10 protein-coding genes are annotated in these 14,759 nt (G+C 58.8%); 5 read left to right on the top strand and 5 right to left on the bottom strand.

The features are described 5' to 3' along the window. The first annotated feature begins 3 nt into the window (after positions 1-3). Both V8359_RS13825 and V8359_RS13830 read left to right on the top strand, forming a co-directional pair. The gene (locus V8359_RS13825; RefSeq protein WP_336429593.1) at positions 4-1,251 is read left to right on the top strand and encodes an aminomethyltransferase family protein; all 1,248 of its coding nucleotides are present in this window, start codon (positions 4-6) and stop codon (positions 1,249-1,251) included. Between the two features lie 19 nt (positions 1,252-1,270). Beyond that, entirely contained in the window at positions 1,271-4,663 is a 3,393-nt protein-coding gene (locus V8359_RS13830; RefSeq protein WP_336429594.1) for an indolepyruvate ferredoxin oxidoreductase family protein, read from the top strand. A gap of 239 nt (positions 4,664-4,902) precedes the next feature. On the opposite strand, the gene V8359_RS13835 is transcribed toward V8359_RS13830, so the two are convergent. Further along, positions 4,903-6,558 carry a choline dehydrogenase gene (locus V8359_RS13835; RefSeq protein ID WP_336429596.1) on the bottom strand — a complete coding sequence of 552 codons (1,656 nt, stop codon included), beginning with the start codon at positions 6,556-6,558 and terminating at the stop codon, positions 4,903-4,905. A gap of 177 nt (positions 6,559-6,735) precedes the next feature. Between V8359_RS13835 and V8359_RS13840 the strand changes: the two genes are divergently transcribed. Both V8359_RS13840 and V8359_RS13845 read left to right on the top strand, forming a co-directional pair. After that, positions 6,736-7,365 (top strand): hypothetical protein, encoded by a 630-nt coding sequence (locus V8359_RS13840; protein ID WP_336429597.1) that lies wholly within the window; start codon positions 6,736-6,738, stop codon positions 7,363-7,365. Then, positions 7,362-8,249, top strand: coding sequence for a DMT family transporter (locus V8359_RS13845; protein WP_336429598.1), 888 nt, complete (start codon positions 7,362-7,364; stop codon positions 8,247-8,249). The genes V8359_RS13840 and V8359_RS13845 overlap by 4 nt, the downstream gene beginning before the upstream one ends. A gap of 47 nt (positions 8,250-8,296) precedes the next feature. On the opposite strand, the gene V8359_RS13850 is transcribed toward V8359_RS13845, so the two are convergent. From V8359_RS13850 to V8359_RS13860, 3 genes are all read right to left on the bottom strand, one after another. Continuing rightward, positions 8,297-9,814, bottom strand: a complete 1,518-nt coding sequence (locus V8359_RS13850; RefSeq protein WP_336429599.1) for a malonate--CoA ligase — start codon at positions 9,812-9,814, stop codon at positions 8,297-8,299. Continuing rightward, positions 9,811-11,073, bottom strand: a complete 1,263-nt coding sequence (locus tag V8359_RS13855) for a malonyl-CoA decarboxylase (protein ID WP_336429600.1) — start codon at positions 11,071-11,073, stop codon at positions 9,811-9,813. The genes V8359_RS13850 and V8359_RS13855 overlap by 4 nt, the downstream gene beginning before the upstream one ends. Positions 11,074-11,226: 153 nt before the next feature. Continuing rightward, the gene (locus V8359_RS13860; protein ID WP_336429602.1) at positions 11,227-12,747 is read right to left on the bottom strand and encodes an ABC transporter substrate-binding protein; all 1,521 of its coding nucleotides are present in this window, start codon (positions 12,745-12,747) and stop codon (positions 11,227-11,229) included. A 449-nt stretch (positions 12,748-13,196) separates the two neighbouring features. On the opposite strand from V8359_RS13860, the gene V8359_RS13865 reads away from it, so the two are divergent. Then, positions 13,197-13,907 (top strand): alpha/beta hydrolase, encoded by a 711-nt coding sequence (locus tag V8359_RS13865; RefSeq protein ID WP_336429604.1) that lies wholly within the window; start codon positions 13,197-13,199, stop codon positions 13,905-13,907. An 8-nt stretch (positions 13,908-13,915) separates the two neighbouring features. On the opposite strand, the gene betI is transcribed toward V8359_RS13865, so the two are convergent. Further along, complete coding sequence (gene betI / locus V8359_RS13870; RefSeq protein ID WP_336429605.1) at positions 13,916-14,599, bottom strand: transcriptional regulator BetI; 684 nt, start codon at positions 14,597-14,599, stop codon at positions 13,916-13,918. Positions 14,600-14,759: the final 160 nt, after the last annotated feature.

The raw sequence follows: 14,759 nt of genomic DNA on the forward strand, positions 1-14,759 counted from the left end.
CCCATGCATTCAGAGCTTAAAAAATTGCGATTTTCGGTTAAACCTTTTCCAGTTGAGGGAAACCGCCCTATCGAACTGGCCCGCACCATGGCCGTGCATCCGCTGACTTATCAGGAGTTGCCCTATGAGCCTGAGTATTCGCTTTATGCCGGGCGGCTGACGCCCGAAAAAATGACCAACGCCACCCCGGACGAAATGTATTGGGCGGCGCGCCAAGGGATCATCTTGCGACATACTGGCGAACATCCGTTCGAGATCGCCGGCCCGGATGCGTTGAAGCTGTTGCAAAGGATTTTTCCACGCGATGTATCCAAGGTGAAAACCGGGCGCTGTTCCTATCAATTCGCCTGTTATCATGATGGTGGCATGATCACCGATGGTCTGCTTTTGCGGGTGGCTGACGACCGCTACTGGTTTGCACAGGCCGACGGCGATCTGTTCTCGTGGTATATGGCACATTCTGAGGGGCTGGATGTCACGATTGGTGACCCGGACGTTTGGGTAAGCCAGGTCCAAGGTCCGCATTCGATGAAATTACTTGAACACCTGTTGGACGGCCCTATGCCCGATCCGTGGCGTTATTTTGATTGGACCGAGGTTAGCATGGCTGGCCAGAAGGTTGTCATCAGCCGCACCGGCTTTACCAATGAGCTCGGCTGGGAGATCTATTTCCGCCCGGAAAACGATATCGAGACGCTGGGCGATCTGATCCTGGACGAGGGCACAAAGATGGGTCTGCTCCTGACCGCGACCCCTGGGTTCCGCGGTCGCCGAATTGAAGCAGGCCTGTTGTCCGCGGGCCAAGACTTCAACCGCCATACCACGCCTTTTTCAGTGGGGCTGGGTAAGTTCATCGACTTCGAGTCCGGCGACTTTATCGGGCGCGAGGCGCTCATGGCGGCAGACAAGACCTGCCGCAGCTGGGGTATCCGGGTCGAAGGCGGCATCGCCTTGCGCGGTCAAACCTTACAGCAGGACGTTGAGAAAATAGGTCGGGTCACATCCAGCACATGGTCGCCCTATCAGGTATGCGGCATTGGGATCGTCCACATGGACGATGATACCTTCGGCCCCGGCAGCATTGTCGACGTCGATTGTACGGATGGCACAAGACACCGGGCAGAACTTTGCGCCCTGCCAATGTATGATCCGAAAGGCGAATTTGTACGCGGGATCAATACGACAATCCCAGCAGGGCCCGAACCTTGGTCGGGGATTGCATTAGGCAACGACACAGCCAAAACCGCCTGAACGCAAAGGTTTAGACAGAATGAATCCTGACGACTCTCTGCGAGAGGTATCTCTCGCCGATCGGTTTGATCTGAGCAAACACACTGTATTGCTGTCGGGCACACAGGCCCTGTTGCGGATCGCGTTGATGCAGCGGGCGCGCGACGCGGCCGCAGGTCACAATACCGCGGGATATGTTTCGGGATATCGTGGGTCCCCTTTGGGTGCTGTGGATGCAACATTTGAAAAAGCGCAGCCACTTCTGGAGTCCGCGGAAATCCGGTTTCAACCGGGTTTGAACGAAGATCTGGCTGCCACCGCGATCTGGGGCACCCAACAGGCCGAACTTCGGGGCGAAGGGCTTTATGAGGGCGTATTCGGGCTGTGGTATGGCAAGGGTCCGGGTGTGGATCGGTCCGGCGATGTCTTTCGCCATGCCAATCTTGCAGGAACCTCACCCATGGGAGGGGTTCTGGTTGCGGCTGGTGATGATCACACCTGCGAAAGCTCGACGACCTGCCACCAGTCCGAACTGGCCTTGATCGACGCGATGATTCCGATCCTGTCGCCTGCAGGTCTGCAGGACCTGCTGGATTTCAGCATCCATGGCTGGGCTCTCAGCAGGTATAGCGGCTGTTGGGTCGGTCTGAAGTCGCTCAAGGATACGATCGAAGCGACGGCCGTTGTTGATGGCGATCCCTTTCGTATCGAAACTCGGATTCCGGACAGGAGGATTGAGCAGGCCCTCAACATCCGCCTTGGCGACACACCTCAGGAACAGGAAGGCCGTTTGCATCTGCACAAGATACCGGCGGCTCAGGCCTATGCACGCGCCAACGGGCTGGACCGGCGCATGCACGGCACCAAAGGTGCGCGGATCGGTATCGTCTCATCCGGCAAAAGCTGGTTGGACCTTGCCCATGCCTTTGACCTTCTGGGCCTCGACGACGACGCAGCACAGCGGTTGGGGATCACGACTTACAAGGTCGGGATGGTTTGGCCACTGGAACCTGTCAACTTTGGCGACTGGGCTTCGGGCCTGGACCACGTGATCGTCGTCGAGGAAAAGCGCCCGGTTCTGGAGCCACAGGTCAGGAATAGCGTGCCTGCCGGGGTGACAGTGCTGGGTAACAATGACCTGCAAGGCGCGCCGCTTTTCCGCTCGGTTCTCGATCTTGATCCCGCGAACATTGGGCTTGGTCTCCTGCATGCGCTTGACCAGATCGGCATGGATACAAGCCAGTTTAAAGGCCGCGCGGAGCGGCTTTGCAGCTTGATGCAGGACAACCCGGCGCCAGACCTGACCGAACGCAAACCCTGGTTTTGCGCAGGTTGCCCTCACAGCAGTTCGACCCGCCTGCCCGATGGCGCGCGCGCCTATGCGGGGATCGGGTGCCATTATATGGCACAGTGGATGGACCGGGAAACCAGCGGCTACACCCATATGGGCGGCGAAGGGGCCAATTGGATCGGGGAAGCACCTTTCTCCAAACGCCCTCATGTTTTTCAGAACATGGGCGATGGAACCTATAATCACTCGGGTAATCAGGCGGTCCGGGCGGCTGTCTATGCCGGCACCAACATCACCTATAAAATCCTCTATAATGACGCTGTGGCGATGACCGGTGGGCAAGAGCATGAAGGCGCCATGACCCCCTATCAGATCGCGGCAGAGTTGCTGGCCTTCGGCGTGCGCAAGGTTGTCGCTGTCATCGACGAAAAAGAGGAAACACCACGGTTGCCAAGCGGGGTGCCATCACTGCCCCGCGGCAAGTTGCAAGATGTGCAAGAGGAGTTGCAGAGCATCAAGGGCGTGACGGCGATCATCTATGTCCAGACCTGCGCCGCCGAAAAACGCCGCCGCCGCAAGCGCGGTAAATTCCCCGACCCGGACAAACGGGTCTTCATTAACCCCGCAATCTGCGAAGGCTGCGGTGATTGCGGTAAGGCTTCGAATTGCGTGGCGATCCTGCCGCTGGACACGCCCTTTGGACGCAAGCGGCAGATAGATCAGTCGGCATGCAACAAGGATTTCTCCTGCCTGAACGGGTTTTGTCCCAGCTTTGTTACCCTGTCGGGCGCAACGCCCAAGGCATGGACTGCAACTGGCGCAGAGTTTCGGGATCTTCCTGATCCGGTGCTACCGCAACTGGATAGGCCTTGGAACATTCTGATCACCGGGATCGGCGGCACAGGCGTGGTCACTCTGGGGGCATTAATGACAATGGCGGCGCATCTGGAAGGCAAGGGGGCCGCCGAATTGCAGATGGCAGGTCTTGCTCAGAAGGGCGGCGCCGTGTCGATACATTGTCGAATTGCGCCCAGCCCGACCGACATAAAGGCAACCCGTCTGACGACCGGCGAAGCAGACGCCGTCATCGCCGGAGACCTTGTGGTCGCAGCCGGAGGTAAAGCCCTGAACCTTATGGAACCGGGCCGAACCCGCGTCATTGCCAATGAGACCACCGCGATGACTGGCCAATTCACCCTTGATCACGCTTTCAAAATTCCGGGTCCCGAGTTGCAGCACCGGATCAAAGAGCGCGTCGGCGCTGATGCCATGACCCTGATTGATGCCTCCTCGGCTGCGCGGGACCATTTAGGGGACAGTATCTACAGCAATGTTCTTTTGCTCGGGGCCGCCTGGCAGGCCGGATTGGTGCCCCTTGGTCGTGCGGCGCTGCGCAGGGCAATAGAGTTGAACGGTGCCGGCGTCGAAGGTAATTTGCAAGCTTTTGAGACCGGGCGCTGGTGTCACTTGCAGGCATCCGACAGTGTAACCCCCCCGGAGTCTACCACCGATACCGCACAAGAACGGATTGACCAGCTTGCTGAGTTTCTGATCGATTACCAAGGTGCCGCGCTTAAAACGCGCTTTGTAAACATGGTGGCCCGGGCCCGCGAAGCCGAGGCAGCCAAAGGCGTGACAGGTTTTGCCGAAGCCGTTGCCGATGGGTATTGGAAACTTCTGGCATACAAAGACGAATATGAGGTCGCCCGGCTTCACACACGCGAACTTGACACCTTGCTGGAGGCGAATTTCTCTTCCGTAGAGCGGCTGACCTTCCATCTTGCGCCCCCGCTCTTCAGTCGGGTGGGGAAAGACGGACGTCCGGTCAAGTCAGAATTCGGTCCTTGGATACGTCATGTTTTTCGGGTTTTATCGGGGATGAAGCGGCTACGCGGCACCCCGTTCGACATCTTTGGTTATACCGCCGAGCGACGGCATGAAAGACGTATGATCCGTCAGTTTGAGCACGACATCGAACAGGTAATGCCGGTTTTGTCTGTCGAAACGATCGCAGACGCAATCACGCTTGCCCGGCTTCCCGAAACGATCAAAGGTTTTGGGCATGTCAAAGCCGCGAATGCAACGCGTGCTGACGCGCAAAAGGTTCAACTGTTGGAAAGGCTTGGATTACTGGCCACCTGAGCGAGCCAAAATTGAGGGTGTAGTTGCGGCCAATCGAGCTGTTGAGGCGACAATGGCGCCTTCGCGCGGTCCCTAACGCCGACATCAAGCAGCCGTTGATCGAATGGTGTGGTGACATAGAATTCGATTGCGTCTGGTGTTAGGACGGCATCGTAGAACTCTGCCGCCCGGCCCAGATCATTGGTTCCGACCATGACATAACCGATCGCTTCTTGGTTCCCTTGTTTTAGGTAAGCCAGTTAGCGCTGGCGGGTCTCGTAGTCCGGGTTTCTCCAAACCTCAGCCTCGATGCGGGGCAGCGGCGCGTGGCCCAGAATGTCATCGCTCAGCTTTTCCGCCAGCATGATCGTGGGGGCATTGGTGTTGCCATTCGTCACGAAAGGCATGATCGACGCATCAACGACCCGAAGGCCGACCAGACCGTGAACCCGTCCGCGGGCATCGACAACGGCACCCTTGTCGGTCTCGGCCCCCATGCGCGCGGTGCAAGACAGGTGCCATTGCGTGGTCGTGTGCGTATTCAAAAGCGCATCGAGTTCCGCATCCGATTGCGCCGCCGCGCCTGGGAATATTTCATCGCCCTTGAGATCGGAGAACGCAGGTTGTTCGACAAGTTCACGAACCAGCCGGATGCCCTTGCGCATCAGCGCCCTGTCCCGGCTGTCCTTGAGATAGTTCACAAGGATACGCGGCGGTGCCGAAGGATCGGCACTGCGCAGCCGCAATTCACCGCGGCTATGCGCCCGCATGAGGCCGACATGGATTTGAAACGCGTGCTTTTTGAGCGGCTTCCATGTCGCATCGTCCACCGCGATCGGCGAAATGATGATCTGAAGGTCCGGATACTCCACCCCTGCGTCGGACCTGACACAAGCGACCGCCTCGAAAAGATTTGAGGCCACGATGCCGCGCCGGGTCATCAACCATTGAAAACCCGCCGCGACCTTCGCCAGCGGCTTTGTCTTGGGCCAGAACGAGACGGGCTTCAGGCAATTGTATTTCAGCACGAAATCTGGGTGATCGTTCAGGTTCTGACCGACACCGGGCAGATCGTGACGCACCTCGATGCCCTTGTCCTGCAAATGGTCCGCCGGGCCTATGCCGGACAGCATCAGGATATGCGGTGAGCCAACCGCGCCAGCGCTCAGGATGACTTCCCTGCGGGCGCGCGCAGTCGCGATCTGACCCGCCCGGTTCATGTAGGCGACCCCGACGGCCCTGTTTCCGTCAAAGACCAGATGCTGCACGCTTGCCTGGGCCAGAATCTTCAGATTTGATCGATGGCTCGCCGGATCGAGATAGGCGCGCGCGGTGCTCCATCGCTCACCCTTGAATACGGTGCGATCCGAGACGCCGAACCCTTCTTGGCGATAGCCGCTTATGTCGTCGGTCAGCGGGTATCCTGCCTGCTGCCCGGCTTCGAGAAAGGCGCGGGTTATCGTATCCTTCGGCGCGGCGCGATGCACATGCAGCGGGCCGCCATCGCCTCGGTACGCATCCCCGCCGGCGCAATAGGTTTCCATCCGTTTGAAATACGGCATCACATCGGCATAGCCCCAGCCGTCACATCCGGCCTGGCGCCAGCCTTCGTAATCCAGCGCATGCCCGCGAATGAACACCATCCCGTTGATCGACGACGATCCGCCCAAGGTCTTGCCGCGGTCATGCTGGATTTGCCGGTCGTTCAGCTCCGGCTCGGGTTCTCCCTGAAAGGCCCAGTTGTGCTTTGTGCTCTTGAGATTAGACAGCACAGCCGCCGGCATCTTGAGCGACAGCCCGCGGTCTTCCGGTCCGGCTTCGAGTAGTAGAACGGTGGTCTTGCTATCGCTGCTAAGCCTGTTGGCAAGAACACACCCGGCCGAACCCGCGCCGACGATTACAAAATCATATTCCATTCCGATTTTCCCGGTTGCCACTTTGCCGCAGGAAAGAGGGCTGCCATTCGTGCGCGGTTCACGTTCGGCGCCCTTCCCATGCTTACTTAATTATTGTAAAAATAACCTTTTGACAAGAAACTTACCAATGGTTAGTTAGCGATGTTGCCGCTTTAGTCATCTTGGAGCCTGATCGCAATGCCAAACGAGATTGCCGATGTCAGATGGCCTCATGGGGGCAGCATCGGCTTCAATACGGCCGGGCGGCGATCAAGACTGGAGAACCTGGAAACCTGGATCACGGAAGCAACCCCTGGCGGTCGTGGGTGGGGGATGGTCAAGCCATTCCTCATTCTCAGGTTGACTGTCGCAGATGGCGCTGTTGGCTCGGGCGAGGCTTATACCCTGCCATGCCGTGAACGCGCGGTTGCAGAAATCATCCACGCATTGGGGCGCAGGATGGCTTCGGAGGATGTTCTCAATTCGTGGCTGTTTCGCGAGATTGCTGCTGACATCGCCGGAAATCACCGGAGCATGGACTTCGCGACCGCGACCAGCGCTTTGGAGATAGCGCTGTGGGATCTGGAAGGCAAACGCCTGAGAAAACCTCTTTGCGAACTCCTCGGCGGCGCGCGCGAACATGCCGTTCCGATTTACGGAAACATCTGGAGCGAAACTCAGTGGAACACCCGGTCGCTTTTCAGACGCGCGGACAAGCTGGTTTCGGACAGGCAGTGCCTTGGTGTCGAGATTGATGCGCAGGCTTTGCACGCATGCTCGTCCGATTATCAAGAAAGCGCGTTGGGTGTATACGCGTCTCCAGCATGAGCACTGTGGTTGAGGGGCGCGCAACGCTTGCCTGCCTGTATGCCGGTGCCGTCTGGGGCTTGTTCTGGATACCATTGCGCGCGCTTGAAGGGGCAGGGCTGCACAGCCTGTGGATCACGACCGTCTATTTCCTTGTTCCGGCAGTCTGCATCCTGCCTCTCGCGGTGCTGCGCTGGCCCCACATCCGGCGGGCTGGGCTGGCGTTTCAGATCACAGTGGCCGCGAGCGGAGCGGCATTGACGCTTTATTCGGCATCCATTGTTTTTACCGATGTCGTGCGCGCGCTGATGCTGTTCTACCTGATGCCAGTCTGGAGCATGCTTTTGGCGCGTGTTGTGCTCAAAGAGCGGATTACCCCGATACGTATTGTTGCGATCTGCATGGCAATTTCCGGAATGCTGATCATGTTCGGACTCGGTGTCCGGTTTCCTGTTCCGCGAAATGTGGGGGACTGGATGGGGCTTGCGGCCGGTGTGTTCTGGGCGATTACGATGGTCCGGGTTCGGTGCCACCAGCATCATGCCTCTGCCGATCTAACGGTCGGCTTTTTCTTTTGGGGGCTGATAGTTTCGGCGTCTGCCGCACTGATGCTCGCGCCCGAGCACATGCCGTCATGGGATCAGACAAAGCCGACCCTGCCTCTGCTGCTGCTGTTCATGTTGCTGCTGGTCATTCCGGGCACCTATGCGTCGCTCTGGGGGCCGAAGTTCCTCAACCCGGGCGTTGTCGGCCTGCTTTTCATGACCGAAATCGTGGTTGGTGCGATTTCGGCCGCGCTTCTGGCAGGAGAGCCATTCGCCGCCCGAGAAGCGATCGGCGTGCTGCTGATCGCCGGAGCAAGCCTTGTGGAACCCCTGGTATCGCTCCGGCGCAGAAGGGTTTGACGTGACATCGGATGGCAATGTCCAAGCGCATGCATTCAATTGGTGGATCAGTCGGTCGAAATCACGCTCTTGAACTGATCGCGCAGCACGTTTTTTTGAACTTTCCCCATCGCATTGCGTGGTAATTCATCCACGAGAACAAGCTTTCGAGGATGCTTGAACCGGGCAAGCCGTGACTGAAAACCTGCCATAACCTGATCGAGGTTCGGGGCATTTCCCGGTTCGGGGACAAGCACACCCAGAACGGTCTCACCGAAATCCGCGTGCGGCACGCCGATCACCGCGCTTTCCAGTACGCCGGGCTGAGAGTCCAGCACCACCTCGATTTCCTTGGGGTAGATGTTGTAGCCGCCGGAAATGATCAGGTCCTTATTGCGGCCTACGATATGCAAATAGCCCTCACGGTCGATTTTCCCAAGATCGCCTGTGATGAAGTAGCCGTTGCTGCGCAGTTCGGCCCCGGTCTTTTCTGGCATCCGCCAGTAGCCCTTGAAGACGTTCGGCCCGCGCACCTCGATCTGGCCGATCTGGCCTTGCGAAAGCGCCTCGCCCGTGGCCGGATCGGTGATCTTCAGGTCTACTCCCGGCAGCGGAAAGCCCACAGTGCCGGCGCGGCGTTCGCCCTCATAAGGGTTCGAGGTGTTCATGTTGGTTTCCGTCATGCCGTAACGTTCCAGTATCCGGTGCCCGGTGCGGGTCTCGAAGGCAACGTTGGCTTCGGCCAGAAGCGGCGCGCTGCCCGAGATGAAAAGGCGCATGTGAGCGGTCAAGCCGCGAGTGAAACGGGGATCGTCCAGAAGTCGCGTGTAGAACGTAGGCACACCCATCAGCGTTGTGGCTTGCGGCATCCACTCGATCAATCGGTCCAGATCGAACCGAGGCAGAAAGATCATCGCCCCACCCGCCATGAGGGATACGTTGCTGGCGACGAACAGTCCGTGGGTATGAAAGATCGGCAGGGCATGCAGCAGCACGTCGTCGGCGCCGAAGCGCCATTCCTCGGCCAGTGTCATGGCGTTCGAAAGCAGGTTCCCTTGGGTTAGCATTGCCCCCTTCGACCGGCCCGTGGTGCCTGAGGTATAGAGCAGGGCGGCGAGATCGTCTTCCGAACGGCTGATCGTCGGAAATTCCCGTAGCTGGCCCCGTGCCTTTTCCATGAGTGTTCCCGAGCCATCCGCGTCCAGCGTTTCGACCCGTGTCCCCAATCCTTCGCAAACTGGTGAAAGCGCCTGGTATGAGTTTGCATCACAAATTAATGCGGCAGCGGCACTGTCTTTGACAAAGTAGCGCAGTTCGTCGGTGGTATAGGCCGTGTTGAGCGGCAGAAAGACGATCCCCGTTTGCACGCAGGCCGCATAGAGCGCCAGCGCCTCGGGGGATTTCGCAACTTGAACGGCAAGCCGGTCACCAGGCTGCAAGCCGCTTCGCGTCAGAACATGGGCCAGCCGCGCCGCGGTTTGAAGGAAGCCGTCGTAACTGATCGTCGATCCGTCTTTGAGCCACAGGAAGGGTCTGGAACTGCCAGCATGCTTGCCGAACAGCTGATCGTAGAGCGGGTTCGTCATATCGGCTTGTCCTGGGAAAGGTTTTTTTGTGCCGTCGCCGCCAGCGCACGGATACCGGAGGAGGCGGCGATATCATGATGGGTCGCAAAGCGTTCGTGGTTCTGCGCGACCTTGGCGAGGTCATAGAGATAGTTCACCATCACACCGACCGATTGGTTCAGCCCTTTCTGCGATACATCCGCGCCGGTATGAACCTCACGTACCATGGCACCGTTGCCCAGATGGAAGCGTGCCACCGGGTCCAGCGGCAGCCCGTCGGCGCGCTTTGCCGCGAGCAGGTAAAGGGCGGCCAGAGCGCGCAGAACCTCTGGCTCTAAGATGTCGTCGGACAATTCTCGCTCCTGCAACCAACGGGCAAAGCCGGGCATCGGCGACAGGGTGACGAAGGTTTTCAAGCCGGGCAGCTCCCGCGACAGATCGGCCGCGACCTGCTTGATCAGGGAATTGCCGAAAGAGATGCCGGCAAGACCCGCCTGACAGTTCGAGATCGAATAGAAGACGGCCGTGTCCGCGTCTTCCGCGTCGATGATTTGGCGGGTTTCTGCCAGCAGTTTCTGGATGGACCCTGCGATGCCGAGGGTCAGGGCAACCTCGACGAAGATCAGCGGTTCGTCCGGCATGGCAGGATGGAAGAAGGCGAAGCAACGCCGGTCGCCGGGCTCCAGTCTGCGCCGCAGATCGTCCCAGCTGTCGATCGCATGCACGGCCTCGTAGGCGATGATCTTCTCGAGAACATGGGCGGGACTTTCCCAGCTGATCGGACGTAGGACCAAGAAGCCGCGATTGAACCAGCTGACGAAGAGGTGGCGAAAATCGAGATCCAGAGCCGCTAATGCAGGCTCCTTGCCCCCAAGCCGCAACAGTTCCGCGCGCATCCGGACAAGTTGACCGGTGGCGCCCGGCACCCGGTTGAGACGCCGGATAAGTTCCTGTCGACGCGGTTCTGCCTTCTCTACATAGGCGCGATAGGTGACTTTGGACGGTGCATGCTGATAGGCGTCGAGTGCCGCCCGAGCAGCGCTTGCGTCAATGTCCATGGCCGTGGCGATGTGACGGAAGATCGTGAGCTTTTCGTCATCATCAAGTCGATCGAACCGACACAGGAATTCGCCGGCAAGGGCAATGCCAGAGGTTTCCCCTGCGGAACCGATAAGGTCCTCGGCCAGTTCGGCCAGTGAAAGGTCCTGGAGGGCCAGCGGTGGCGATGGCCGGTATCGGCGCTCGAATACCGTCGAAAGGAGATCGGCGAGGCGTGTCATCTGCGGGTCTCATTCGTGGGATTGTGAAGCGTGCGGCCGCGCCTGAGCTGGGGCGCCAGAAGTGGCGCATGCGAGAACAAAACCCCAGACATGAAACCCGATAGGCCTTCCGCGCCACGAATGGCGCGGAAAGCGGTGCGGTGCGGGAGGAAACTACGCCATCCACCAACGTTCCAGAATCCGCCGACCATCGAAGCCGCGCACCCAAGAAACTTCGCCGTGGGCGATCTTGTCGTTTCTGGCATGAACGGAATTGGCGAACATCGGAACGATAACGCTGCCTTCGTCGCGCAGAAGAATTTGCATCTCGCGGTACATTTCCGCACGCAGCCCCTCGTTGAGTTCGGCGCGAGCGGACACCAGAAGCTCGTTGAAACGCGGATTATCCCACTGGGATTCGTTCCATGCTGCTCCCGCCGCATATGCGGTCGAGAAAATCGCGTCTTCGGTTGCGTTGCCGCCCCAATAGCTGGCGCTCCACGGTTTCTTCATCCAAACGTCTGACCAGTAGCCGTCATTGACTTCGCGGACCACGTTGATGTTGACGTCAACCTTCTTGGCCGACGCCTGGAAGAGGACGGCCGCATCAACGGCCCCACCGAATGCGGCCTCGGCCGCGCTGAGATCGACGGAAATCTCGCCCAGCCCCGATTGCTGCCAATGATACCGCGCCTTGTCCGGATCGTAGCTGTTCTGCTCGATATCCGCGGCATGGTAGCGGTAGGACGGGCCGATCGGGTGATCATTGCCGATCACGCCATGGCCGAACAGGATCTTGTCGAGGATCTCCTGCCGGTCGATGGCGAATTTCAGCGCCTTGCGCAGGTGCGGATTGTCGAACGGGGCGACGGTGCCCAGCATCGGCAGGCTGTAATGCAGCGGGCCCGCGCCTTCCTCGATGATCACGTCGGAGTTTCTTTGTAGGAGCGACAGGGTCTTGAGTTCCACATTGTCGATGCAATCCACCTCGCCGGTGATCAGCGCGTTGGTGCGGGCGGCGGGATCGATGATCGAATGCAGGTCGATCGTGTCGGCATGGGCCGCGCCCTCTTTCCAGTAGTTCGGATTGCGTTCGAACTTGTAGAGTTGGCCCGGTTTTTCGACCTTGAGCACATAAGGTCCGGTTCCGCCAGAACGCCAGTCGATACTCCCGTCCTTCGAGGGGTAGATGCCAAAGAACGCTTCGTTGAAATTGAAGGGGAAATCGGCGTTTCCTTCGGACATCGCGATCACGACCGTATCGGGCCCGTCTGCCTTGACCTCGGTCACGGCGGCCAGAAGTGGCTTGCCGACCGACTTGGAGTCCTCGCCCCGGTGGTAGTTGATTGAGGCGACCACATCTTCGGCGGTCATGGTCTTACCGTTATGGAATTCGATCCCCTCACGCAATTTGAAGGTCCAGACTGTGGCGTCGGGCGACGACGACCATTCCGTCGCGAGCGAGCCGACCAGCTTGCCGGAGGCATCCACTTCGGTCAGCGTATTGGACACACCATAAGCCGCCGTCCATTGGATGCCGTTGGTGACCGTCGCCGGGTCAAGCGTATCCGACGTGCTGCCATGTCCCATGGCGAGGCGCATATGCCCTCCGCGCTTTGGTGTAGCGGCCTGTGCCTTGGTTAGCAGGCCCGCACTGAAGCTCGCGGCCATGCCCAGGGCCGCTGTCCGGCCCATGAACTCTCGCCGCGCATGTGGCCCTTTTCGATCTGAGCGATCAGCCATTTGGCGTGTTTTTCATTTGAATTCATTTCAGTTCCTCCCTGCCGTCCATGTGGCCGGATCCCTGTGCACATCTAGCGCAAGCATTGAGATCATACCGACGGTAGTTAAACTTACCAATGGTTTGTAATATGAGTCAATAGATGTAAATATGGTCCACAGATTTGCAAGTTCGGACTGATTGCACCTCGACAGAAGTATGCGCCATGCGAGATCAGTCGTTTCTCAGCGTGGAAGCTGTGCGCATTCTTGCTGTGCCGCATTCGCCCGGTCCTGACAGGTCGGCGGCCGGTTTGCCTGAGCTCCGTCGACGTGCGCAGGTGCGCGCGAACGCACGTCTCAAAGAAATTCTGCGGGCTACCGGGGTTGCGTCACGCAAGTCTGCTATCGGTGGCATTCCCTGCTTGGAACTGGTTCCGGTCGCGCCGACCGCTTCATGGCCGATCCTCTACGGGTTCGGTGGCGGCTTTGTTCAGGGCAGTCCGGTCGAGGATTTGCCAATAGCCGCACCGCTTTGCGCAGCTACTGGCGCGCGTGTGATCATTCCCGATTACCGTCTCGCGCCTGAGCATCCTTGGCCAGCGGCTGTGGATGACGGTTTCGCAGTCTATCGGGAAATGGCGCGGCGGCCATTCGCAATCGTCGGAGAATCCGCCGGCGGAAACCTGGCGCTTGCCCTCATGCTGCGCGCTAGAACGGCGGGGCTGTCACTGCCCTTGGCCGCCGCGCTTTTGTCCCCTTGGTGTGATTTAAGCAATTCCGGCGACAGCCTAAGCTTCAACGACGGACGCGATCCGTCGCTTTCCGCACGAAGTTCGTGGCAGGCGGCTCAATATTATGTCGGTGAAAACGCGGTGAATGATCCCGGCATCTCGCCGGTCAACGGCGTGTTCGACCCAGGGTTTCCGCCATTTGTCATCACCACGGGCACCCGCGACCTTCATCTCAGTCAGGCGGTGCGGCTTTCGCAGGTGCTCAGAGGCGACGGTGCGCGCGTCGACCTGCAAGTCTGGGATGGATTGTGGCATGTGTTCGAATGGTACGATCACCTGCCGGAGGCGAGATGTTCGATTCGCCGGATCGCGGCGCATCTGAAATCATGCATGGCCGGATGAGCCCTGTTTCAGGCGAACAGGGCCTTTTCCTGAAATGCCTTGGAGCCGAGCGCAATACTCGCGATGCCCTCGATCTTGGTTCGGGCTTCTTGGTGCTTGCGGACGCTTTCGGGATCGCTGGGAAGAAGTTTCATCAATGCGTATTCCATGTCAGAAATTGCCTCGTTGCTGTCCACGGGCTCTACTCGCGCACCGGTCCGGCTCCAGATTCCGTCGATGAGAATGCCGAGGGTCCGTGCGGCGTTCCGCGCCTCGTCCTCGTCGAGGAAGTGTTTCAGTTCGTGGACAAGGTTGTTCTGAATCCGGGTGTTGTTTGCGATCTGGATGCGTTGACATTGGGTGTTGTGCGGCACCTCTCCCAAAAGTGACACCCACGCCTGACAGACCCCGCTGTTGAAGATGGAGTCGTGGAAGTTGGCCACGATTATGGCCCAGAGCCTTTCATAGGGGGTTTCCGCATATCTGTAGAGTTCAACGACGCAGTCGCTCAGAAGTCCATTCGATCTGCGAAATACCGCCTCCAGAAGATTGCTCTTGTCCTTGAAATGGTGAAGCACCACGCCCTTCGAGACACCTGCAATCTCGCCGACTTTTTCGAGAGTCGTCCCGCGCAGCCCATAGCGGACGACGGCCTCGAATGTCGCACGTGACAGTTCGGAACGCCGGATTGCACTAATTGATCTGGATTTCATTGGGCGCTTTCCTGGTTCGTTGATTTTGTAATTGCGTAATAAATTGTTTGCGACGCGGGCACAACTATAGACTATTGACACACAAAACTGACCAAAGGTAAGTAACGTAGACAGCAATTAGAAATGGCTGCGCGATGGCATGAGCTGATCGTTGACGGCC

The sequence above is a fragment of the Roseovarius sp. E0-M6 genome (genome assembly GCF_037083845.1).
GTDB lineage: Bacteria > Pseudomonadota > Alphaproteobacteria > Rhodobacterales > Rhodobacteraceae > Roseovarius.